The sequence below is a fragment of the Corallococcus macrosporus genome (assembly GCF_017302985.1).
Classification (GTDB): domain Bacteria; phylum Myxococcota; class Myxococcia; order Myxococcales; family Myxococcaceae; genus Corallococcus; species Corallococcus macrosporus_A.
Genome location: NZ_JAFIMU010000007.1, coordinates 1,952,145 through 1,973,491, shown reverse-complemented (window position 1 = coordinate 1,973,491; position 21,347 = coordinate 1,952,145). Strand labels below are relative to the sequence as shown.

Genomic DNA, 21,347 nt, shown 5'->3' with positions numbered 1-21,347 from the left:
AAACGACGCCCCTCGCGTCGCAAGGCTTCCGCGTCAGCCCCCGTCGTGGAGCAGGCGAGCAGGCAGAAACTCTTTTTCCCAGCTTCTTTCATCCCTCCCCGCCGACCAGTTTCCCGGCGAGGAAACCAACGGAGGGGGTGGGAATGGGTTGGGCTGCACTCACAGGCGTACTGCTGGCGGGCATGACGGCGGCGACACCGCCCACGGCCATTCCGGTGCGGGGCGGCAACGCGCTGACGTTGCCCGCGCACCGGCACATCGTGCGCGTGTCCCGCAGCGAGGGCTCCGTGCTGCTCGCGGCCGTGCAGCAGGGCGGACAGGACGGGCACGGCCTGCGCCTGTTCCGCAGCGACAACGGCGGCGGCAGCTGGAAGCAGGAGGGCGTCATCCACGACGGCTCCACCTACGACCGCGCGGACCTGGTGGCGGTGGGCCGGGACGTGGCGCTGGTCTACGCGGTGGAGACGCCGGACAGCCAGGGCATCGGCGGCTCCACGTCCCGCGACGTGTACTTCCAGTGGTGGCGCTACAGCGCGTCCCGCAACCACTGGCTGCCGGACAAGCCCGTGCGCGTCTTCGACTCCACCAGCTCCAGCACCGCGTACTACCGAGCGGAGCTGGCGCGCGACTCCAAGGGCCGGCTCTGGGTGCAGGCCTTCTTCCGGGAGAAGGACGGCAGCAACACACTGGCCATCTCCGTGAGCAGCGACGGCGGCGTCACCTTCCGCACGCAGTCCGCGCTCGCGCGTGACATCTCCAAGCGCGGCGGCGGGCGGCTCATCAGCCTGGGCAACCGGATGATGATGCTGTGGAGCTCGCATGACGGGCGCGACAGCACGCGCTACCGGATCCGCGACGACAGCGCGGCCGTGTCCACGTGGTCCTCCACGCGCACGGCCTTCTCCGACGGTATCTACCACGGCGCCGCGATGAGCGCGGTGGCGGACGGCAACGGCGGCCTGCACCTGGTCTACAAGGACAACTCGGAGCGGCTGGTGTACCGCCGCTTCAACGGCAGCAGCTTCGGCTCCGCGGTGAGGGTGCTGGAGGATGGGGACTGGGCCACGCAGCCCGCGCTCGTGCGCTCCGGCAGCAGCCTGTACCTCTTCTACAACCAGCCGCGCAGCGATGGCTCCGGCTACCGGCTGTGGGTCCGCGCGCTGTCCTCCAGCGGGAAGCCGGGGGCGGGCAAGGAGCTCGCGTCCGTGTCCGGCTTCGCGGGCTACCCGTCGGCGCCGGACGTGCTGCCCTCGGGCGTGCCGCTGGTGTGCTTCTTCGGCATCGAGCCGTCCTCCGGCTCCAGCTACCGGCTGTCCTTCTTCTCCACCAGCGCGTCGTCGCTCAAGTCGCAGGCCGTCGCGGCGAAGCAGGCCCCGGCGGACGACGACCGCCAGCTCACCGCCACGGGAGGCTCGGGCTCCTTCGAGCCGCCGCAGGACCCCGGCACGCTGGTGAGCGGCGCGACGACCGCCTCCCAGCAGGCGATGGCCGCCGGGTGTGGCGGGGCCAGCGCGATGCTCGCGGTGGGCGTGACGTTCATCCTGATGGAGTGGGGCCGCCGCCGGCGCGCCCGGGTCCTGCCCGGCTAGCGGGGCAGGGCGTACCCTGGACGGCGCGCGGTAGGGCGGAAACGAACGCGGGCGGTCTCCTCGGAACAGCTTCCGAGGGGCACCGCCCGTAGGCGCGTCTCCCGGTGAGGGGAGACGCCTTGCGCGTCCCGTGAGGCTTACGTCGTCGCGGGCGCGGCGTCCGGCGCTTCGTCCGTGTCGTCGGCGTCGTTGTCGCCACCGCCGTCGGCGTCGACCGGGGCCGTGGAGGCAGCGTCCGCACCCGGCGCACCCGGCGCCTGGGGCTTCTTGCCAGCGCCAGGAGGCGGGGACTTGCGGGCGGCCGCCGCGGCCTGCCGCGCCTGCTCGCGCGCCTTCTGCGCGACCTTCGGCGTGGGGGCCAGGATCATGTACATCTGCCGGCCTTCCATGCGCGGCAGCTGCTCCGCCACCGCCACGTCCTTCAGGTCCTTGATGACGTCATCGAGGATGGCGCTGCCCAACTCCTTGTGCGTGATTTCACGCCCGCGGAACTGGATGACGACCTTGGCCTTGTTGCCCTCTTCGATGAACCGGCGGGTGTTGCGCACCTTGAACTCGTAGTCGTGCTCCTCCGTCTTGGGACGGAGCTTCACTTCCTTGAGCTGGATGACCACCTGCGTGCGCTTCGCGTCCGAGGCCTTCTTCTTCTCCTCGTACTTGAACTTGCCGTAGTCCATGATCTTGCAGACCGGCGGCTTGGCCATCGGGCTGACTTCGACCAGGTCGAGCGACTCGGAGCGGGCCTTTTCCAGGGCCGCCTCGATGGTCATGACCCCGAGCTGCGAACCGTCGGAGCCCACGACACGGACTTCCCGCGCGCGGATGCGGCGGTTGGTTCTCTGGTCCCTGTTGGGACCCCGGCTGCTGTTTCTCTGTTCGCGAATGATGTGAACATCCTCCAAAAAGGGTTGCAGACCCACCACCCGTGAAGATGTGGCGGGCCACTCGATGTGGCAGTCCCCTCCGGCGGAGAAGGCAGGCAGACAAGCCTTCCGCCCCTCGGGGCAGGGAGACGTGCAACGGACTCTATCCGGTTCACGTCCCCCGGGGGCAAGGTAACGCGGGGCACCCCCCATTCCCATGACCCCTGTTGCCTATGATGCGCCCCATGGCGAAACGGTCCACCGCGTCCGCTCGGCAACGGACAGGATGCCGACCCCCGGGGGTGGTTGCGCTCCACGCCTGCCTGCTGCTCGGCTGCCTGCCTGCCTGTGGCCCGGCTGCTCGCGAGCCCCCCGGGCAGGTCTTCCACACCCGGAGTCCGGGTCTCGTCCAGGGCACGGACGCACCCGGGGACGGGGCGGCGGTGGCGCTGGTGGCCCGGCGCACACGCTGCGGAGGCGAGGCGCCCGTGCTCCTGTGCTCGGGAGCCCTCATCGCCCCGGACGTGGTGCTGACGGCGGCGCACTGCCTGGCCGTCTTCGGGGAGGCGGGGCCCTATGAGGTCTTCCTGGGGCCCACGCTGCTCCCGGAGCCGGGCCCCGGCGGGCGGTTCGTGCGGGTCACCCGGGCGGTGGCCCACCCGGGCTATGTCCCGGCCACGCACGCCTGGGACGCCGCGCTCCTGAGGCTGGCGGTGCCGGTAACGGACGTCCCGCCCTTCCGGCTCCCCGGGGGGAGCGACGCCCCGGTGGCGCCGGGAGACCCCGTGCGGGCGGTGGGCTACGGGGACACGAAGGACGCGTCCAGGCCTTCGGGCCAGCGGCGCCAGGGGGGGCTCCAGGTGACGGGCGTCACCGCCAGCGCCTTCCAGGCCGGCCCCGCTCCGGCCATGACCTGCGTGGGGGACAGCGGAGGCCCGGTGCTGGGAGGCCCGCCCGGGAACGAGCTCCTCCTGGGCCTCACCGTCAGCGGCGACGTGGCCTGCCGGACGGAGGCCGTCCAGGTGCGGGTGGACGCCCTGGGGGACTTCCTCCGCCCCTTCCTGGAGGAGGCCCCGCCCCCGGCCCCGGCCTCCCCGTTCCCCCTGGACGCCCTCTGCCAGGAGGCCTGCGCCAGCGACGCGGACTGCCCCTCCGGACTCCTGTGCGTCAGCGCCGGGGACGCACCCGCCCGGTGCCTCCTGCCCGCGCTCCAGGCCGGGACCTATGGCGGGACCTGCTCGGAGGACGCCGCCTGCGGCGACCGGGGCGTGTGCGCCCGGCTGGAGGTGGACGGCGACGACGCCTGCCGCTGCTTCACCCCCTGTGAAGCCACTGTCGACCCCGGGACACCCGGGGACGGCAATCCCGGGGAGGCCAGCGGGTGCGCCAGCGGCCCCGGCGGCCTGGGGGTGACACTCGCCGTCCTGCTGGGACTGCTCTGGTGCGTGAAAGCACCTACAAAACCGCAAGTGTAGGCGAAACTCCCCGAACCAACTTCCGAGAATCAGGCATCGACGTTTTCGGCAATCACAAAGGTCCTTCCCCCCATGGACTACAAGATCAAGTCGGGCGACACGCTGAGCGCGCTGGCCAAGCGCTACAACACGGACGTGGATTCGCTGGTGAAGGCGAACCCGAACATCACCAACAAGGACCTCATCTACGCCGGGGCGACGCTCAACATCCCGGGCAGCAAGGACGAGTTCCAGGCGCAGGGCACCTCCAACGGGCCCAACCTGACGGGCGGGACGCAGCAGACGCAGGGCTCGCAGGCCGTGGGTGACGTGCCCCCGGGCCAGGTCGGTGACTGGATCAAGCAGGCCATGGACATCCTCAAGGCCAACGGCGTCCCGACGGACAAGATGAACCCCCAGGACATCGCGAAGATCATCCAGCACGAGTCCAGCGGGAACCCGAACGCCATCAACAACTGGGACTCCAACGCCCAGAAGGGCACGCCGTCCATCGGACTGATGCAGACCATCCAGCCGACGTTCGACGCCTACAAGCTCCCGGGCCACGACAACATCCGCAACCCGGTGGACAACATCATCGCGGGCGTCCGCTACTCCATCGCCCGCTACGGCTCCGTGTCCAACGTCCCCGGCATCCAGGGTCTCAACAGCGGCAGCGGCTACGTCGGTTACTGACCGGCGCGCCTCAAAGCCCGCCAGACGCACCGCGCCCCGCGGTGGAAGGCGTTCTCGCCTCCCACGCGGGGCGTCGTCATTTCCGAGGCATCCGCGCTCTAGCCCCCGTGCAGCCGGGAGCGGTCGCGCGGGCCGCCCGCGCGCTTGATGTGCATCTGGCTGGGGGCCTTCTTGCGCCCCCGCAGCCCCGTGCCCCGGTTGTTGCGCCGGGGGCCGTGGTCGCTGGCGGCCGGGCCGAGCGTCACGCGCTTCAAGGCCTTCTCCATCATCTGCGCCAACGCCTCGTCATGAGGCAGCGTCTTGCGCCCATTGCTGGCCTGCACGCTGGCCTGGGCCGCATGGGGATCCACGCGTCGCTTGTTCTTGATACCTGCCACTCGGGTCCGCACGGACATGAAGTCCTCCTTTGAGATGGAGGTAGGGACCCCGGCGGAGTGATGCCATCCCTGGCGACGGGCGGGACAGGGGACGCTCCAGGAGCATCCGGGACGCGGGCGCCCGGTGGCGCGGGATGACAGGGGGCACGCGGGCGGCGGTGTCCCGCAGAGCGGGAATCACGCCGGATGCGGCCGGTACCAAGAGGGGAACGCCTGGCTCAGGTGAGGTCTTCGTTGTCGCGGCGGGCGCGCTTCTTCGCCTTGGGCTTGCCGGACTTGCCCGCCGTCTTCGCCTTGGCCTTCTGCTTGGTCGCGGGCTCCGGCGGGAACAGCCAGCCGTCCTCGGGGCGGGGCTGGGAGGCGTTCACCGGCTCCAGGTGCTGGCCGCGGCAGCCTCGGCACCAGGACTGCGGACGGCGCTGGCCCCGGCTCATGATGCGGAAGCCGAAGTCCTGCTCCGTGGGCCCCACGTGGCCGCAGCGCGGGCAGCGCGTCATGGACGTGGTGCCCGTCTCCTTGGCCTTCTCCCGCCCGTGCTCCACCACCAGCGCCAGCGCGGCCGCGAACCCCAGCTTCTTCTCCGTGGGCACGTGGAACTGACGCGCGCGCTTGCCCCGGCTCATCACGGGCAGGAGGTCCAGGCCTCCCAGGAGGTTGCGCTGCTCCAGGACTCGCGACGGAGACGATGGCGGGGTCGAGTGGCTCACGCGATCATTTCTACGCGAGGGGTCTGACATGCCCGGTTCACGCCCGGCTCCGCCAGGTCCCCCTCCGTTCGGAGGTCTGGACACGTGTTCAGTAACCCCCGGCATTTCTTGAAGATTCCCCCGGCGGCCGGGCGGGGGTGGGGCGTCTGGGGGTGGGGCCCGCCTGCCTGCCCGGCGCTGAGCGGGGTTCCGGTGCCCACCTTCCGGGAGGTCCCGTCCCCCCTTTCGCCCGAGGTGTGCCCATGGCCCAGGCCCACGAAACCGACACCGAGAAGCAGGAGCGCCACGCGCGGCGCCACGAAGCCCACGTCCGTGCCACCTACGCGGCGTTCCTCCACCACCTGTGCGACCTGAGCGCCCTGCCCCCCGCGCTCGCCGAGTGCGCCGCCGTGTCGGTGCTGAGCGCGCTGGAGCGGCGGCTCATGCCCAACGGGGCGCGCAACCTGGAGGCCCAGCTGCCCCGGATGCTGGTGGAGTTCCTGCCGCCCCCGGACGAGCGCCCCCCGCGCCCCCACCGCTTCGGCCGCGAGGAGATGGTCGCGACCGTCGCGGACGACCTCCAGATGCCCGTGGAGAAGGCGGAGGTGGTGATCCGCGCGGTGCTGCGCGCCTTCCAGGACCAGATTACGGAAGGCGAGGCGGACAAGGTCGCGAGCAACCTCCCCGCGGACCTGCAGGCCCTCTGGCGCCTCACGCAGTAGGCGCCAGCCGGGCCGCTGACCTACTCCGTGGGGCCGCTGCCCGCGCCGTCCCCGGTGGTGAACACCGGGGTGCCGCCGGGGAGGCTGGGGTCGTGCGGGAGGCTGCCGCGCGGGCTGCGCAGGTACACGAACGGCGTGGCGAAGAGGAAGTTGCTCACGCGCGACGTGTAGATGTCCGCGTAGCGCTCCACCTGCCGCGCCAGGTGGCTCTTGTCGTTGCCGGCGCGGGTGAGCAGGCCCCAGTGCGGGTTGGACAGCTCGCCCGCCGCGCGGGCCATGGGGCCCAGCTCCGCGTCCAGCGCCTCCAGCTCCGTGCGCAGCTCCGTGAGGCGCGTGACGAGGTCCGCTTCCGCGACGTCCGTGCGGGGGCCGTACTGGTGGCGGCGGCGCTGCAGCTCCAGGCGCACCTGGCAGCTCTCCGCCTCCAGGCGCTCCTTCTGGAGCATGCGCTCGCCAATGCGCACCTCGGTGGCTCGGAACGCGGCGATGGCGCGCACCTCGTCCTCCAGCTCGCGCAGGATGAGCGCGGTGCGCCAGCGCAGCACGTTCTTGGTGACGTGCACGTCGCCGAACATGTGGTCGCCCACGTAGAGGATTTCGTCGCCGGACAGGCCCAGGTGCCGCTCCAGCTCCAGCGCGCTGCCGCCGAAGTAGGGCTTGTACTTGTCCAGCGGTCCGGAGTGCGGACGCAGCAGCGCCTCGCCGTTGGCCTCCACCACCTCGAAGAGGGTGGAGCGGGTGGTGAAGAACTCGGGCTTGCGCGCGCTGACGATGACGACGTCGAAGAGCTGGCGCCAGGTCATGCCTTCGGGCAGGTGCCGGTCGAAGGCGAAGTGCATCATGGGCTCCGTGTAGGCCCACTCGCTGTTGGTGATGAGCAGCAGTTTCTTGCCCGCGTTCTTCTGGTCCAGCAGCGCGAGCGGCGTCTCCGGGTCGTCGATGACGTAGCGCTCGGGGTCCGCGATGATTTCCGCCTTGAGGCGCCCCTGCATGTGCGTGGCGTCCAGGTTCTTGCGCACGTGCTCGTAGAGGTCCGCGTAGCCCATGGGGCCGGGGAGCTGGCCGGCGTCCAGGCGGTCCACGAGCTGCGCGTAGATGCAGGCCTCGGAGAGGGAGAAGAGCGTGTTGAGGAACACCCAGCGCCGGTCCGCCAGGTCGATGACGGTGCGGTTGTAGGCCTCGCGCTGGGACTCGAAGTCCATGGGGCGGCTGCCGTGGAGGGCCTTCTTCACGAAGCCGAAGCGGTTGGCCTTGAGGAGGTTGCCCTTGGCCGTGTCGATGATGAGCCCGCGGATGGCGAGCATCGGATCGAACGTCAGGTCGGCCACGGGCCAGCCCTGTTCCACCAGCCGGTCGCGAATGTACTCGTAGGCGCGGCGTTCCCACGCTTCCACCCGATAGTGGATGAGCGTGTAGTCCATGTCGTAGCCCACGGCCTTGATGGCGCGCATGTTGAGGGTGCGGTTGCAGAACAGGCCGCGCTCGGGCGGGGGACCGGAGAAGTGAGGACGCATGGGAGCAAGGCTTGCCAAGGCTTCCACGCAAAGTCGAGCGGCCCGTGTGTCCGCGTCAGCTCGTGGGCAGGCCCGGGTCGTCCAGGTGTCGGAAAGATGGGATACAGGTGCCGCACGCGCCGCGAAGGGCCGGGAAGCGCGCGGGACCGGAGGGCGGACACATGTTGGGAATGACGCGACGGTGGGGCGCGGCCCTGGTGGCGGGCGCGGTGCTGGCGGCGGGCGTGGCGGGGGCACAGGAATGGGAGACGGTGGCGACGACGCCCTTCCTCATCAAGGTGCGGCCCCGCCCGGGGACGAAGGCCAAGGACATCTGGGCGGAAGGGGAGCTCAAGGCGAGCGCGGCGCAAATCCAGGCGACGCTGGAGGACCAGGAGTCGTACCGGCTCTTCATGCCCTACGTGAAGGAGTCGCGGGTGGTGCGGCCCACGGACGACGGCGGGCGGCTCACGTACACGCGGCTGGACCTGCCGGTGGTGTCGTCACGGGACTACATCTGCCACGTGGTGACGGAGTCGAAGGTCGCGCCGGACGGGACGGGCGTCTACCAGCAGCGCTGGAAGGCGGAGCCGGACGCGTTCCCCGCCAGGAGGGACGTGGTGCGCCTGCGGCTGAACGAGGGCAGCTGGAGGGTGGAGCCGAAGGGCGAGGGCACCTCCTGGGTCGTCTACAAGTTCACGGTGGACCCGGCCGGCTCCATCCCCGGGTTCCTGGCCAACGTGGGGCAGAAGGACGCGGTGGTGGACACGCTGCGCGCGGTGGAGAAGCGCGCGAAGTCGCTGACCGTGCCCGAGACGCCTCCCGCGAAGTAGGGGATGGAGGCAACCAGGCCGGGTGTTCCATCCGGACGCCATGGCTGACAACTCCAAGATCGAGTGGACGGATGCGACGTGGAACCCGGTGCGCGGCTGCGTGAAGCTGAGCCCCGGGTGCAAGCACTGCTACGCGGAAACCTTCGCGGAGCGTTTCCGGGGCGTGCCGGGCCACCCGTATGAGCAGGGCTTCGACCTGAAGTTGATTCCAGGCAAGCTCGCCGAGCCGCTGCGCTGGAAGGCGCCCAAGCGCGTGTTCGTGAACTCGATGAGCGACCTCTTCCTGGACGAAGTCCCGGAGGCGTACATCGAAACGGTGGCGCGGGTGATGGCGCTGGCGGGCTGGCACACGTTCCAGGTGCTGACGAAGCGCGCGGAGCGGATGCAGCGGCTCTTGTCCACGCGGCTCGCGTTCGCGGCGAGGCTGCCGAACGTGTGGTGGGGCGTGAGCGTGGAGGACCGGAAGTACGGCCTGCCGCGAGTGAAGCACCTGCAAGCCACGCCCGCGAGGGTGCGGTTCCTGTCCATCGAGCCGCTGCTGGAGGACCTGGGCACGGTGGACTTCACCGGCGTGGACGGAGTGATTGTCGGCGGAGAGAGCGGCGCGAAGGCCCGGCCGCTGGACCCGGACTGGGTGCGCTCCGTGCGCGAGCAGTGCGCCGCGGCGGGCGTCGCCTTCTTCTTCAAGCAGTGGGGCGGCAAGCGCAAGGCGGCGGCGGGGCGGGTGCTGGACGGGCGCACGTACGACGCGCTCCCCCGGAGCACGGTGGCGCCGTTCCCCGAGGAGTCCCGGCGCCTGCGGTTGCTGGAGGAGGCCGAAGCGCTGGCGGCCCCGTGGCTGGCGCCGCCCGCGCTGTCCGTGATCAGCGCCGCCGCTTCAGCTTGAAGAAGTCGATGAGCGCCTTGAGCTTGAGCGGCACGTGGGCCCGGCTCGGGTAGTAGAGGAAGAAGCCGGGGAGGGTGGGGGAGTACGCCTCGAGCACTCGCACCAGGCGCTTCTCCGCGAGCAGCTTCCGGGCGCGGCTCTCCGGCACATAGGCGAGCCCCAGCCCGGCGACGGCGGCATCCAGCACCAGCTCCGCGTCATCCACCACCACGCGGCCCACGACGGCGACGTCGATGCGCTTGCCGTCGTCGGTGAGGCCCCAGGGGAGGATGCCGCCGGTGGTCCGGCTGCGGTAGTTGACGCAGTCGTGGTCGCGCAGGTCGCGAGGGTGCTTCGGCTTGCCTCGAGCCGCCAGGTACGACGGCGCCCCCACCACGAACATGGGGATGTCACCGCTCACCGGGATGGCGATCATCTCGCGCTCCACGAGCTCGCCGAAGCGGAAGCCCGCATCGAAGCCCTGCTGGACGATGTTGACGAGCGCGTCGTCCAACTGGATGTCCACGCGGATGTCGGGATGGGCGGTGAGGAACTCCGCGAGGCGCGGACCAAGTACCTCCTGGTAGCCATAGCGAGGCAGGGTCAGACGCAGGAGGCCGGCGGGCCGGCCGCGAAGCTCGCTCAGGGACTCGAAGGCGTCCTGCACGCCGAGCATCGCGGGCTCGAGCCGGGAGAGGAACCGCGTGCCGGCTTCGGTGAGCCCGACGCTGCGCGTGGTGCGCTGGAGGAGCCGCACCCCGACGCGTTCCTCGAGGGCCCGGAGGCTCTGGCTCACCGCCGAAGGAGTGACCCGGAGCTCCGTCGCCGCGGCGGTGAAGCTCCGCCTGCGAGCCACCGCGAGGAACGCCATGAGGCCGGAGAGGTCGTCGCGCATTCCTTAGCGTAACTACAAAGTGAATGCAGAGACGACGCGTTTCGGAGCGGAGGGGAGGGCCATAGGTAAGGGCCCAGGGAGGCAGTCATGAACGCACAGAGCAGGGTCTGGTTCGTCACGGGGTCGTCAACGGGGTTCGGCAGGCACATCGTGGAAGAGGTCATCGCCAGGGGCGAGCGCGTGGTCGCGACGGCGCGAGACCCGCGGAAGCTGGATGACCTGGTGGCGAGGGCCCCGGACCGGGTGCTCGCGCTCCAACTGGACGTGACGAAGCCAGAGCAGGTGCAGGAGTCCATCACCGCGGCGCTGAAGCGCTTCGGGGCCATCGACGTGCTGGTGAACAACGCGGGCTACTCGGTGTTGGGAGCGTTGGAGGAAACGAGCGAAGCGGAGCTGCGAGCGATATTCGAGCCGCTCTTCTTCGGAGCGGTGTCGATGACGCGAGCGGTGCTGCCGCACATGCGCGAGCGGCGGACGGGCATCATCGTGCAGGTCTCGAGTCTGACCGGGCTGGTCGGGTACCCGGGCGCGGGGGCTTACAGCGCGGCGAAGCACGCACTGGAAGGCATCTCCGAGGCGCTGGCGAAGGAGATCGCGCCGTTCGGGGTGAAGGTGCTCCTCGTGGAGCCGGGGATGTTTCGCACGAACCTGCTGGGCCCCGGGTTCCGGTCGATGCCGGAGCTGCCTGCCTACGCGGAGTCGATGGGCCCCACGAGAGCCTGGGTGGCCCAGTCCGCGGGCACGCAGCCCGGGGACCCACGGAAGGCCGCGAAGGCCATCGTGGACGCGGTGGCGGCGGGAGTCCCGACGCTGCGGCTCTTCCTGGGAACGGACGCACCCGGCTCCATCCGCGAGAAGCTGGCGCAGGTGGCCTCGGACATGGACCGCACGGAGCAGCTCGCACTCACGATGGGGTTCTAGCCACACGGCCCCGCGGTCTCGTCCACGGGAGCCGGTGGGTCGAAGCTCGGGCGGGAGGCCACCCTCCGTGGACGAATCGCCTCCACCTGTCCGCCAGTCGGACAGGTGGCCCAAGGCCAGGAGTGTCACGTTTCCCGGCACACTCCCCACCGTCCGGCGCCAGGGGGACCGCCTCCTCCACGCAGGGGCGTACCTCCAAAGCCCCATCTTGAGAGGAGGCTGGCGCGGTGGCTTCGGGCTCCTCAGGAAGTGCAGCCTCCCGAGGTGCAGGAGCAAAAGCGTCCAGCACGCCCTCATCGCAAGCCTTCATCAGCGCCGGCAACTGGTGCTGGAGCGTTCCCACATCGCGCTCGCCGAGGGCGTGCATCGCGCAGCGGGCCCACTCGCGCAGCGACTCTCCGCCCATGAAGGACAGCAGCCGGGCCGCGTTGCCTCGCAGGGCCCGTTGCAGTGACTGGATGAGGAGCAGATGCCCGGGACGCGCAGCCGCATGGGCCGCCAGCCGCAGCAATTCGAATTCCAGCTGCGCGCAGCGGGTACCAGGCTCCCAGCGCGCCGCGTCCGAGAGCGCGTAACAGACGGACTCCAACTGGCCCACCTGCGACGCGGAGGCCTTCGTGCAGCAGTCGGCCAGCAGCTCCACCAGCACCTGACGCTTGAGGCTGAAGAAGCCCTCAAAAAGCCGCCGGCCCTCCTCGGTGTGCCGGTGATGCAGCGCCAGGCCCAGGTTCTCCAGCGTCAGCGACTCATCCAGCGCCACCGCGCGCGTCTTGCGACCGGGGTGCTTCACCACCAGGCCTCGCGCCGCCAGTCGCCGGAACGCCTCGCGCACAGTGCCCCGGCAGCAGTTGAACTCACGCGCCAGCTTCTCTTCCGAGGCGAACTGCCCCCTCGGCAGCATCCCCAGCGAAATGTAGCGCTCGAGTTGCTCCTCCACGTACGCCACGCGTCCCACCCGCTCCATCACCGTCCTCCTCCTCACCCACGCCACGCGCATCCAACCAGAGGGGTCTGACATGGATGCGCGGGCCCACCGTCCTCGTGGCCGGCCACCCCTGGGTGCCTCACGCCACAAACCTGTCCGACTGTCGGACAGGTTTGCGCGAAGTGCTCCCCGGGGGCGCGCCACCGGTGCTCAGAGGGACGGAAACCGCACCCCTGGCAGGACGAGCAGTCGCGTGCCTTCCGGATCCTGCAGCTCCAGTGTGTAGACACCGCCAGCTTCCAGGACAGTTGCCTCGGCTTCCACGATGATCCGGGCAGTCCCGGCTTCAGACGTGGGATCGAGCTGGCGTGTCGCCACGACCCTCAAGGCCTGCTGCTTCGGACCACTGAGACTGGCCTTCGAAACCTTGCCGGGGAGGGACGTCCGCCCGGGAAACTCCAACTGCACAGCAACCCGGAGCACGGAGCGGAAGGTCCTGACCTGGAACATCGGGTCCGAGGAGGTCGCTTCGGACGTCTTCACCTCCAGCGCCCGGACTCCCTTTTGATCCAGGAGGTCTTCGGAGAGCATCGCCGTCAGCCCTGCGCTGGCACAGTCCTCGTCGCACACCCCTCCATGCGCGGCTGCGAGGAGCGGAATCAGGAGCAGGAGCACGCTCACTCCTATGCGTCGAATCGCCAGATGGACTCCACGGAGATCAGGTTGGGGACGACGGCGGTGTCCTCGTCACCTCCTTCACTGCGTGGAATACCCCGCGTCCTGTCATCCAAGAACCAGAGCTGGAGACAGACAGGAAATGTTTCACCGGTCCTGCTCTCACGCAGTTGCGTGAAACGGCCGTAGACCCGTTTGTTGCCGACGTAGAGCGTGCCTGTGAGCATGGAGTTATGCCTCACACGTCCCTGGCTGCCGTGGGTGTACAAAGCGGCACGTCCCTCGCGGACGGTGACGAAGTCAGCGCGGGTGTTCGGGTCGAACACGGCTGCCCATGTGTAACCCGTGATCTTCAGCGCATTCATGGCCGCCTTGGCATCCTCTGGACAGTCCTCGGCGGGGGGCGTGGGCCGGTCCACCAGGGGCGCGCTGGCGCAGGCCATGCCGGCCACGCAGGACGCAATCGCCGCGGCCTTGAGGGTGCGACCGGGCTTCGGAGACGGCGGAACAGGCGGCTTGGTTGTCACGAGAGCAGGTTCCCCTTTCGGCGCCACCACGGGGGCAGCGGTCGCCGGAGTGGCGACAGGAACACTGTGCGGGCGGTCCGGCTCACTGGCCAGTTTATGACCAAGCAGGGCGGAAACCCTCTCTGGAACCTCTGGGGTTGTATGGCGAGTCCAGCCTCGCGGAAGGACCTCCCAGGTCCCAGGTCCCGCCAGCAGCAACCCCAGGCACATCACCACCCCCACCCAGCCCCAGGCCGGAAACCGGCGTGGGGTTGCCGTCACGGGGGCGGGCCGGGGCGCGGGCGTCAGGTAGGGCTGCGATGGCCATGCCGGCCGGCGGATCTGATTCGGCTTGCCCGGAATCTCATCGAAGAGGTGCGCCTCGAACGCCGTGGCCCCTCCTGACAGCAGCCCCCGCATCAGCTCTGCATGCGCCGCCTCGCCCGTGCGGGGCCGCTGCTCCGGCTCCTTCTCCAGCAGCTTCAGGATGGCCCGCGACAGGGGCTCCGGCACCTGTGGGTTGATGTCCCGAGGAGACGGCGGCAGCCGCTCCGTGATGGCCACCGACAGCAGCTCCGGCTCCTGGTCCGGCGGGAACGGGTAGTGGCCGGTGACGGCCCGGTACAGGCAGACACCCAGCGCATACAGGTCATCCGCCGCGCTGTAGGGATAGCGCAGCTCTGGCTGCCTCCAGTGGCGCTGCTGGAAGCGGATGGCCTCCGGACTGCGCAGGTGCAGCGTGCCCGGGGGCAGGGTGGTGGTCGTGAGCGTCAGGGCCCCCGCCTGGTCCCCCGCGCCGAAGTCGATCAGCACGGGCACCTGCCCCCGCGTGCGGATCAACAGGTGCTCTGGCTTGAGGTCCCGGTGCAGCACCCCTCGGGCATGCAACACGCCCAGCGTCATGGCCACCGAGCCTCCCACCATGGCCACCTGCCGGAACGTGGGGTTGACCGTCTCCGCCCAGGCGTGGAGCGCCATCCCCTCCACGCAGTCCATGACGAAGTACGGCAGCCCCTCCACCGGGTCCGGCCACCGCCCCGTGGCATGCACCCGGACGACGTTCGGGTGACACGCCCGATCCAACAGCAGCGCCATCTCCCGCAGTGCCCGGGCGGGATCCGGATGCAGCGACAGCTTGAGCGCGAAGCTCCGTCCCGGCGCGTCCAGCGGCTCCACCCGATAGACGGCGCCGTACCCGCCCACCCCCAACGTCCCCACCACGCGCCAGCACCCCACCACCGCACCGGGCTGGAGCGCCGCCGGGAACACCTGTGCCACTTCCGGACCCATGGACCCATAGGGTCGCATGAAGTCCACTCAACCTGGAAGGTCAGTCCAGCTGGAGCCGGGCCAGAACCCCTGGATCATGTGTTCTCACGTCAGGAAGTCTCACCCTGATGTCCGCGCGGAATGCTCCCAGCGGAATCAGCCGGTGGTGACTGAAATGTGACATGAACAAGTCGCTGAACAAGCGGGATGTGTCAGACGGATTTGGTGTATTGAGCCGCGTCTCACGCAGCACCTCCCCCTCATTCAGGAGTTCCTGATGCGTCGTCTTGGCACAGCCCTTCTTGCCGTGAGCATGCTCGCCGCTTGCGGCCCCGGTCCCCAGGCGGAGACTCCCTCCGAGTCCGCTCCCTCCACCCCGGCCGTCGAGCAGCAGCAGGCGCCCATCCTCACGCAGACGAACGTCGACGTGGCCATCGAGTGCTCCGGCATCCTCGAGTTCGCGAACACGGCGTCGTACTCGCTGCTCGACCGTTATCTGCCCAGCAACGTGGTCACCAACATCGTGAACCGCCGCGCCACCGCGCCGTTCACGTCGCTGGCGGACCTGTCCACCGTGCCGCTCGTCGGCCCGACCCGGCTCAAGCAGCTCGAGGGCGGCGCCCGGACGATGGACTTCATCGACGCGGACTGTGTCGGCATCCTGGATGGCATCGCCATCTCCCGCGACGACCAGACCGCCATCGTCAACCTGGTGAACAGCATCGACGACTCGGAGCTGCACGACGTCCTGCCGGACGCGTGGAACGGCGCCGTGAACCTGCTCAACACGCGCCCCTTCACCACCGCGCAGCAGATCGCCGACACGGCGGGCATCGGTGACGTGAGCTTCCGCAACATCCGCAACTCCGCCACCCTGAGCCGCCCGCTGGAGGCGCTCTTCGCCGCGGTGAACGCCATCCCCAGCAACGGCTCCTATGGCGCCACCACGCTGCGCCACTTCGACTGGTGGAACATCGCGTCCGAGCAGCACTACTACCGCGACGACAAGACCTGCTTCGGCCTGGAGCCGAGCAGCGTCCCGTCCGGCGCCTACGTCCGCCCGAACCTGGCCGACGCCGCCGAGGTTCGCGCCGCGGTCCAGAACGCCGTCGCCTACGTCAACGGCAACACGCTCATCCCCGCCTCGGTCCGCACCGCGGGCTTCGCGAACCTGGACTCGCTCATCGCGGGCCGGTCGTTCAAGGGCTGCATCATCACCTACGAGAACGACCCCTGGAGCCGCAACACCGTCCACATCTACGTGGACACCGTGACCGGCTTCAGCGTGATGACCGAGACCTGGTGGGCGGAGTAGTCCTCCCCACCTGACGTCCCCGCCGTCCCGAAGCCCCGGGTTCCTCCATGGAGCCCGGGGCTTTGTCGTGTCCGGAAGCAGGCAGGCCCCTGGCCGTCAGGCCCCCCAGCCTGGCGCGTTGGAAGGAAACCGTGCATCCCCGGGTGTCTATGGGTATAGACACGCCCCATGTGCCCCCTGGTGAACACGAAGGACCTGATTGACGCCCAGGAGGTGGCGGGCCTCCTGCGCCTGGCCCACCCCAACAGCGTCAGTACGTACCTGCGCCGTTATCCGGACATGCCCCGTCCGGTGCTCGACCTGGGCGCCGGGCGCCCGCGCCTCTGGCTCAAGCCCCAGATGCTCCGCTGGGCCCGCGCCCGCCAGGCCGCCATCACCGACACAAGCTCCCGAGGTTCCCGATGACCACCGCCACCCCCCGAACCGCCCCCGCCGTCCTCCCCGGGCCCAATGACGCCTGCTGGTGCGGCAGTGGCTCCAAGTACAAGAAGTGCCACCGCGGCGCGGACACCGTGGAGGCCCGCAAGAAGGGCCCGGACACGAACCGCAAGGGCATCCGCCCGGGCATCGTCAGCCCCCGCCGCGTGGTGCCCCTCACCATCGCCCGGCCGGACTACGCGGACTCCATGGCCGGCCGGCCCTCGCGCTCGCGCAACGAGCCGGACGTGAAGTCGCCGGACGTCATCGCCCGCATGCGCCGCGCCTGCCAGGCCGCCGCCCAGGTGCTGGTGGAGACCGCGCAGCACGTGCGCGTGGGCATCACCACGGACGAGCTGGACGCCATCGCGCACGAGGCCTACCTCAAGCGCGGCGGCTACCCCAGCACGCTGAACTACCACAAGTTCCCCAAGTCGCTCTGCACCTCCGTCAACGAGGTCATCTGCCACGGCATCCCCGACAGCCGCGCGCTGGAGGACGGCGACATCGTCAACCTGGACATCACCATCTACCTGGATGGCGTCCACGGGGACTGCTCGGCCACGTACCTGGTGGGCAACGTGGAGCCGCAGCACCAGCGCCTGGTCCAGATTGCCAGGGAGTGCCTGGACATCGGCATCGCCGCGGTGAAGCCCGGCCGCCCCATCAGCGACATTGGCCGCGCGGTGGAGGCCCACGCCGTGAAGAACGGCACCAGCGTGGTGCGCGCCTACTGCGGCCACGGCATCGGTGAGACGTTCCACACCGCGCTCCAGATTCCGCACTACTACGAGCCGGAAGCGGACACCGTCATGCAGCCCGGGATGATCTTCACCGTGGAGCCGATGATCAACCAGGGCCACTGGGACCACCGCACGTGGAACGACGACTGGACCGTCGTCACCGCGGACGGCCTGCGCAGCGCCCAGTTCGAGCACACCCTGCTCGTCACCGACACGGGCGCGGAGATCCTCACCGTCCCCTGAGGACTCCCCACCCCTGAAACACCACGGGCCCCGGACGCGCTTCGCATCCGGGGCCCGCTTCATTTCCAGCGAGTGACCTCCGGGCCTACGCCCGGCGGCGGCGCAGCTTCAGCGCCAGGCCGCAGAGCATCAGCAGGCTGGTGGCGCCCAGCGGGCCGGGCACCGTGCTCTGGCAGTTGCAGCCGTCGGACTCGTCCGGCTCCTCCACCGCGTCGTCGGTGACGAACACCGCGGTGGTGCGGGCCGGCACCGTGAAGCCGCCGGTGGCCTTGTCGTACGCCGCCGTGCGCACCACGGCGTCCGTGGACGCCTGCTGCGCCGGGTGCAGCTTGAGCTTCAGGGACTTGTACCCGTCCGCCTTGAACGTCTGGGCGTCGTCCGTGCCGTTGAACAGCACGATGGCGCGCGCGCCCTCCTTGTTCGTGCCGTGCTCCTGCATGGCCATCACGATGAGGCCCGGAATCTGGTCCGGTCCGGTGTTCTCGAAGTGCACCAACTGCTTCACCTCGTCACCGGTGCGCAGGCGGAACAGCCGCGAGCTCTTGCGGATGGTCAGCATCTCCTCGAAGTGGTCACGCGCCCGGACGATGTCCGCGTTCGCCGGCTTCAGCGCCGGGTCCGCCAAGAGCGGCCCGAAGAGCGCCCAGTTGCCCTGGTTGTCCGCGGCCGGGGGCAGGCCCACGCCCCAGTTGTTGGACTGGTAGGTCCAGTCCACCTTGTTGAACCAGTCCCCGGAGTTGTAGCTGTTGCGGTCCAGCGACTTGGAGCGCAGCAGTTCGTCACCCGCGTGGAAGAACGGGATGCCCTGGCCCAGCGCCACCAGCGAGATGCCCAGGTTGTGCATGCGCACGCGCTCCGCCATGGGCAGGTCGCGCCGCGCCTTCAACTGGACCGCGTCGAACAGCGTCTCGTTGTCGTGCGCGGAGACGTAGGTGATGACCTCCTGCGGGTCCAGCGTGTAGCCGGCCTTGGCGCCGTTGTAGTCCACGCCTTCACCCGTGACGGTCGCGCCGGTGCGGTCCACCAGCGAGTAGTCCTTCAGGTTGCCGGTGAGGCCCACGCGGATCCAATCGCTGTAGCGCAGCAGCTTGTCCTTCTGCTCCGCATCCGTGCCCTGGTTGGTGCCGTTGGGGTCGGACAGCAGGCCGCTGATGAAGCCCTGCTCCTGGAGCCCGCTGAAGGGGCCACCGCCGCGAGCGCCGTCACGCAGGCGGTCGTTGAACGTGCCGATGCCCGTGCCCGCCATGTTGGCCTGCGTGGCGTTGACGCCGCGCGCGTTGCCGGCCACCTCGCCGAAGTCCCAGCCCTCGCCGTAGACGTAGATGGCCTTGCCGTCCACGCCGTCCTTCGCCACGGTGAGCGCGTCCAGCGTGGCGCGCAGCTTCACCATGTTGGACTTCAGGTGGTGGCCCATCAGGTCGAAGCGGAAGCCGTCCACCTTGTACGCCCGGGCCCACGTCACCACGGAGTCGATGAGCAGCTTCTCCATCATCGCGTTCTCGGACGCGGTGTTCTGGCAGCAGGTGCTCGTCTCCACGTTCCCGTCTTCGCTGAGGCGGTGGTAGTAGCCCGGGACGATGCGGTCCAGCACGCTCTTGGCGTCCTGCCCGGAGGAGTTGGTGTGGTTGTAGACCACGTCCATCACCACGCGCAGGCCGTGCTGGTTGAGCGACTGCACCATCTCCCGGAACTCCACCGTGCGCGTCGTGCCCTGCGCGTTGGTGGAGTAGCTGCCCTCGGGCACCGTGTAGTGGTACGGGTCGTAGCCCCAGTTGTAGCCGTCCAGGTCCGCCACGGCCTTCACCGCCGCCTGCTGCTGGTCCGAGTCCGGCGGCAGCGACACCAGGTCACCCTGCGGGTGCTGCTGCGCGGCGCGGTCCTCGTTGATGGTCGCGATGTCGAACACCGGCAACAGGTGCACGTGCGTGAGGCCCGCCTTCGCCAGCCGGGTCAGGTGCTTCATGCCGTCGGACTCGCGGGTGAAGGCCTTGAACGTGCCGCGCTCGTTCTCCGGCACCGTCAGGTCGTTGATGCTGAAGTCGCGCGCGTGCAGCTCGTAGAGGACGATGTCCTCCGGGGCCTCCAGCGCGGGCTTCGCCAGCGTGCTCCAGCCCTGCGGCGCGAGCGCGGGGTCCGCCAGGTCCACCAGCTGGCTCAGCTCGCTGTTGGTGGAGAGGGCCACCGAGTAGGGGTCGGTGACGCGGTTGGTGACGACCTTGCCCTCCTTGCGGGCGTAGACCTCCACCTCGTAGAGGAAGAAGCGGTTCTTCCACGCCGCGTCGCCCGTCGCGCTCCAGACGCCCTTGTCGCCGGCCGTCATGGGCACGCGCGTGAAGGTGGACGTGGGGCTGCCGTCCGCGAACAGGAGCAGGTTCACGCTCTTCGCCGTGGGGGCCCACAGGCGCAGCGTGGGGACGCCGTTGTCGAACGTGGCGCCCAGCGGGCCGTCATACGCGGCCAGGTCGTCCAGCGCGCCCGCGAGCTGCGCGCTGGTGGCGTCCAGCATCACGCCCTCGGCGTTCGTCGCGGACACGGCCACCTGGCCCTTGAGCCACGCGGCCGCGTTGGCCACGTCCGCCTGCGCGAGCTTCAGCACCGGCCGGCCAATGAGGTTGGGGAAGCGCGCGGCCTGCGCGGCGGTGAGCCCCGCGGGGTCCACCGTCAGCGTCGCCACGGTGCCGCCCTGCACGCCGGTGCTGTTCAGCGTCATGCCGCCCGTGGGCGCCGTGTGCAGCTTGAACACCGTGCCCGCGGGGACCGCGACCTCCGGGCTCCACACCAGCGTGTCGCGCGCAATCCAGTGCGCCCGCGCCAGCAGCAGGTTGCCCGCCGGAGCCCCCGCCGCGCGGATGGTCACCTTCTTGGAGGCACCGGAGTCGAAGGTGATGACCATTTCCTGGTTGTCCGTCTCCACCGCGAAGGCCGCGTTGCTGCCCGGGTACGCGGTGGTCCAGTTCTCGTCGAGCGCGACCTTGCACTCGTAGTTGCCCGCGGGCAGCGCCTTCGTGATGAAGGTGTAGATGCCGTCGCCGTCCGGGTCCTGCATCATCGAGCGCAGGCAGTCCGGCTGCCAATCACCCGGACAGCCCAGCTCGCTCTGGAACGAGCCCGCCACCGTGGCGATGGTGCCGGAGCGGTTGCTCGTCGCGTACAGCGTGTTCGCGTCGAAGTAGAACTTCACCGCGCCCGCCGCCGTCTGGTTCAGCACGATGTCCGCGCCGCCAGGGCCGCCGTACGTCTGCGACAGCGAGCCGTCCAGCGCGACCTTGAACTTCCAGGTGCCCACCGGCACGTTGAACGAGCCCTGCCACCTGTCGTCCGCCGCGTCGTACGTCAGCGCCGTCTGCGCGCAGGTGGCGTTGTAGTCCGAGGCACAGCCCGCCTCGGTCTGCAGGTCGCCAATGACCGTCACCGACGTGGGCGCCGCCACCGACGCCATGGGAAGCAGCGCGGCGAAAAGCCCGCCGAACGCGAGCGCTCGCGTCATGCGGGGAACTGCGAAGAGAGCTCTCAGGGGAAACCTCCAAGGGGGGTGGAAATCCCCGGCACCGTAGCAGTCACCCCTGTCTCCGGTGATCCACGGCCCCGTTCCACGACTTGCAGGACCCACTGGATGATCCGAGTTGGAGCCGGCGCAGACACCCCAGGACGTCGGATGCAATCGGCCCCAGGAACAAGACGCGTCGCGGCAGGAATCACGCGCTCCGTCGTGCTCGCTCACGCCTTGCGTCACACGGATGTGCAGAGGAAGACATCCGGGGCATGGCGCGTTGCGGCATCAGCCGATTGTTCCGACGCCCCTTCACCCATTTCCAGACTGTTGGATACAGTGCCGCGCCCAGATGTCCTCCAGCTTCCCC

At 69.7% G+C, this 21,347-nt stretch carries 19 protein-coding genes; 10 read left to right on the top strand and 9 right to left on the bottom strand.

The window, feature by feature from the left end; all coding sequences use genetic code 11:
• The first annotated feature begins 143 nt into the window (after positions 1-143).
• Positions 144-1,589 (top strand): sialidase family protein, encoded by a 1,446-nt coding sequence (locus JYK02_RS20390; RefSeq protein WP_207053330.1) that lies wholly within the window; start codon positions 144-146, stop codon positions 1,587-1,589.
• 137 nt (positions 1,590-1,726) lie between these two features.
• On the opposite strand, the gene infC is transcribed toward JYK02_RS20390, so the two are convergent.
• Positions 1,727-2,509 (bottom strand): translation initiation factor IF-3, encoded by a 783-nt coding sequence (gene infC, locus JYK02_RS20385; protein WP_431603486.1) that lies wholly within the window; start codon positions 2,507-2,509, stop codon positions 1,727-1,729.
• 245 nt (positions 2,510-2,754) lie between these two features.
• Here infC and JYK02_RS20380 point away from each other — a divergent pair, with 245 nt between their 5' ends.
• Both JYK02_RS20380 and JYK02_RS20370 read left to right on the top strand, forming a co-directional pair.
• Positions 2,755-3,927 (top strand): S1 family peptidase, encoded by a 1,173-nt coding sequence (locus JYK02_RS20380; RefSeq protein WP_347402534.1) that lies wholly within the window; start codon positions 2,755-2,757, stop codon positions 3,925-3,927.
• 72 nt (positions 3,928-3,999) lie between these two features.
• Positions 4,000-4,602 carry a transglycosylase SLT domain-containing protein gene (locus JYK02_RS20370; protein ID WP_242588818.1) on the top strand — a complete coding sequence of 201 codons (603 nt, stop codon included), beginning with the start codon at positions 4,000-4,002 and terminating at the stop codon, positions 4,600-4,602.
• A gap of 98 nt (positions 4,603-4,700) precedes the next feature.
• Here the strand turns inward: JYK02_RS20370 and JYK02_RS20365 are convergent, their stop codons facing one another.
• Entirely contained in the window at positions 4,701-4,997 is a 297-nt protein-coding gene (locus JYK02_RS20365) for a hypothetical protein (RefSeq protein ID WP_207053327.1), read from the bottom strand.
• A gap of 200 nt (positions 4,998-5,197) precedes the next feature.
• A complete protein-coding gene (locus JYK02_RS20360; RefSeq protein ID WP_431603485.1) occupies positions 5,198-5,686 on the bottom strand; it encodes a hypothetical protein in 489 nt (162 codons plus the stop codon).
• A gap of 242 nt (positions 5,687-5,928) precedes the next feature.
• Here JYK02_RS20360 and JYK02_RS20355 point away from each other — a divergent pair, with 242 nt between their 5' ends.
• Positions 5,929-6,387, top strand: coding sequence for a DUF2267 domain-containing protein (locus tag JYK02_RS20355; RefSeq protein WP_207053323.1), 459 nt, complete (start codon positions 5,929-5,931; stop codon positions 6,385-6,387).
• 20 nt (positions 6,388-6,407) lie between these two features.
• Here the strand turns inward: JYK02_RS20355 and JYK02_RS20350 are convergent, their stop codons facing one another.
• Positions 6,408-7,901: an HAD-IG family 5'-nucleotidase gene (locus JYK02_RS20350; protein ID WP_207053321.1), complete on the bottom strand. Its 1,494-nt coding sequence runs from the start codon at positions 7,899-7,901 to the stop codon at positions 6,408-6,410.
• Positions 7,902-8,062: 161 nt separating this feature from the next.
• Here JYK02_RS20350 and JYK02_RS20345 point away from each other — a divergent pair, with 161 nt between their 5' ends.
• Both JYK02_RS20345 and JYK02_RS20340 read left to right on the top strand, forming a co-directional pair.
• Entirely contained in the window at positions 8,063-8,713 is a 651-nt protein-coding gene (locus JYK02_RS20345) for an SRPBCC family protein (protein WP_207053319.1), read from the top strand.
• Between the two features lie 40 nt (positions 8,714-8,753).
• Positions 8,754-9,599 (top strand): DUF5131 family protein, encoded by an 846-nt coding sequence (locus JYK02_RS20340; protein WP_207053318.1) that lies wholly within the window; start codon positions 8,754-8,756, stop codon positions 9,597-9,599.
• On the opposite strand, the gene JYK02_RS20335 is transcribed toward JYK02_RS20340, so the two are convergent.
• Entirely contained in the window at positions 9,577-10,473 is an 897-nt protein-coding gene (locus JYK02_RS20335; protein ID WP_207053316.1) for a LysR family transcriptional regulator, read from the bottom strand. The two genes, JYK02_RS20340 and JYK02_RS20335, sit on opposite strands and share 23 nt — an antisense overlap.
• An 87-nt stretch (positions 10,474-10,560) precedes the next feature.
• Here JYK02_RS20335 and JYK02_RS20330 point away from each other — a divergent pair, with 87 nt between their 5' ends.
• Positions 10,561-11,394 carry an oxidoreductase gene (locus tag JYK02_RS20330; protein ID WP_207053314.1) on the top strand — a complete coding sequence of 278 codons (834 nt, stop codon included), beginning with the start codon at positions 10,561-10,563 and terminating at the stop codon, positions 11,392-11,394.
• Here the strand turns inward: JYK02_RS20330 and JYK02_RS20325 are convergent.
• The 3 genes from JYK02_RS20325 to JYK02_RS20315 all read right to left on the bottom strand — a co-directional run bounded on the left by JYK02_RS20325 (position 11,378) and on the right by JYK02_RS20315 (position 14,808).
• Positions 11,378-12,358, bottom strand: a complete 981-nt coding sequence (locus tag JYK02_RS20325; RefSeq protein WP_207053312.1) for a GntR family transcriptional regulator — start codon at positions 12,356-12,358, stop codon at positions 11,378-11,380. The genes JYK02_RS20330 and JYK02_RS20325 overlap by 17 nt on opposite strands.
• Before the next feature lie 171 nt (positions 12,359-12,529).
• The gene (locus JYK02_RS20320; protein ID WP_207053309.1) at positions 12,530-12,994 is read right to left on the bottom strand and encodes a DUF2381 family protein; all 465 of its coding nucleotides are present in this window, start codon (positions 12,992-12,994) and stop codon (positions 12,530-12,532) included.
• 8 nt (positions 12,995-13,002) lie between these two features.
• Complete coding sequence (locus tag JYK02_RS20315) at positions 13,003-14,808, bottom strand: serine/threonine protein kinase (protein WP_207053308.1); 1,806 nt, start codon at positions 14,806-14,808, stop codon at positions 13,003-13,005.
• 238 nt (positions 14,809-15,046) lie between these two features.
• On the opposite strand from JYK02_RS20315, the gene JYK02_RS20310 reads away from it, so the two are divergent.
• The 3 genes from JYK02_RS20310 to map all read left to right on the top strand — a co-directional run bounded on the left by JYK02_RS20310 (position 15,047) and on the right by map (position 17,487).
• Positions 15,047-16,084, top strand: a complete 1,038-nt coding sequence (locus tag JYK02_RS20310; protein WP_207053306.1) for a helix-hairpin-helix domain-containing protein — start codon at positions 15,047-15,049, stop codon at positions 16,082-16,084.
• 168 nt (positions 16,085-16,252) lie between these two features.
• Positions 16,253-16,489, top strand: coding sequence for a hypothetical protein (locus tag JYK02_RS20305; RefSeq protein ID WP_207053304.1), 237 nt, complete (start codon positions 16,253-16,255; stop codon positions 16,487-16,489).
• Positions 16,486-17,487: a type I methionyl aminopeptidase gene (gene map / locus JYK02_RS20300; protein WP_207053302.1), complete on the top strand. Its 1,002-nt coding sequence runs from the start codon at positions 16,486-16,488 to the stop codon at positions 17,485-17,487. The genes JYK02_RS20305 and map overlap by 4 nt, the downstream gene beginning before the upstream one ends.
• Before the next feature lie 85 nt (positions 17,488-17,572).
• On the opposite strand, the gene pulA is transcribed toward map, so the two are convergent.
• Complete coding sequence (gene pulA, locus JYK02_RS20295; RefSeq protein ID WP_207053301.1) at positions 17,573-20,974, bottom strand: pullulanase-type alpha-1,6-glucosidase; 3,402 nt, start codon at positions 20,972-20,974, stop codon at positions 17,573-17,575.
• Positions 20,975-21,347 lie beyond the last annotated feature (373 nt).

Excerpts from the sequence above, each read along its gene's own strand:
- JYK02_RS20370 (WP_242588818.1), top strand. The coding sequence starts at position 4,000 with ATGGACTACAAGATCAAGTCGGGCGACACGCTGAGCGCGCTGGCCAAG.
- JYK02_RS20390 (WP_207053330.1), top strand. The coding sequence starts at position 144 with ATGGGTTGGGCTGCACTCACAGGCGTACTGCTGGCGGGCATGACGGCG.
- map (WP_207053302.1), top strand. The coding sequence starts at position 16,486 with ATGACCACCGCCACCCCCCGAACCGCCCCCGCCGTCCTCCCCGGGCCC.
- pulA (WP_207053301.1), bottom strand. The coding sequence starts at position 20,974 with ATGACGCGAGCGCTCGCGTTCGGCGGGCTTTTCGCCGCGCTGCTTCCC.
- JYK02_RS20305 (WP_207053304.1), top strand. The coding sequence starts at position 16,253 with ATGTGCCCCCTGGTGAACACGAAGGACCTGATTGACGCCCAGGAGGTG.
- JYK02_RS20345 (WP_207053319.1), top strand. The coding sequence starts at position 8,063 with ATGTTGGGAATGACGCGACGGTGGGGCGCGGCCCTGGTGGCGGGCGCG.
- JYK02_RS20355 (WP_207053323.1), top strand. The coding sequence starts at position 5,929 with ATGGCCCAGGCCCACGAAACCGACACCGAGAAGCAGGAGCGCCACGCG.
- JYK02_RS20330 (WP_207053314.1), top strand. The coding sequence starts at position 10,561 with ATGAACGCACAGAGCAGGGTCTGGTTCGTCACGGGGTCGTCAACGGGG.
- JYK02_RS20340 (WP_207053318.1), top strand. The coding sequence starts at position 8,754 with ATGGCTGACAACTCCAAGATCGAGTGGACGGATGCGACGTGGAACCCG.
- JYK02_RS20325 (WP_207053312.1), bottom strand. The coding sequence starts at position 12,358 with ATGGAGCGGGTGGGACGCGTGGCGTACGTGGAGGAGCAACTCGAGCGC.
- JYK02_RS20310 (WP_207053306.1), top strand. The coding sequence starts at position 15,047 with ATGCGTCGTCTTGGCACAGCCCTTCTTGCCGTGAGCATGCTCGCCGCT.
- JYK02_RS20350 (WP_207053321.1), bottom strand. The coding sequence starts at position 7,901 with ATGCGTCCTCACTTCTCCGGTCCCCCGCCCGAGCGCGGCCTGTTCTGC.
- JYK02_RS20335 (WP_207053316.1), bottom strand. The coding sequence starts at position 10,473 with ATGCGCGACGACCTCTCCGGCCTCATGGCGTTCCTCGCGGTGGCTCGC.
- JYK02_RS20315 (WP_207053308.1), bottom strand. The coding sequence starts at position 14,808 with ATGCGACCCTATGGGTCCATGGGTCCGGAAGTGGCACAGGTGTTCCCG.
- JYK02_RS20365 (WP_207053327.1), bottom strand. The coding sequence starts at position 4,997 with ATGTCCGTGCGGACCCGAGTGGCAGGTATCAAGAACAAGCGACGCGTG.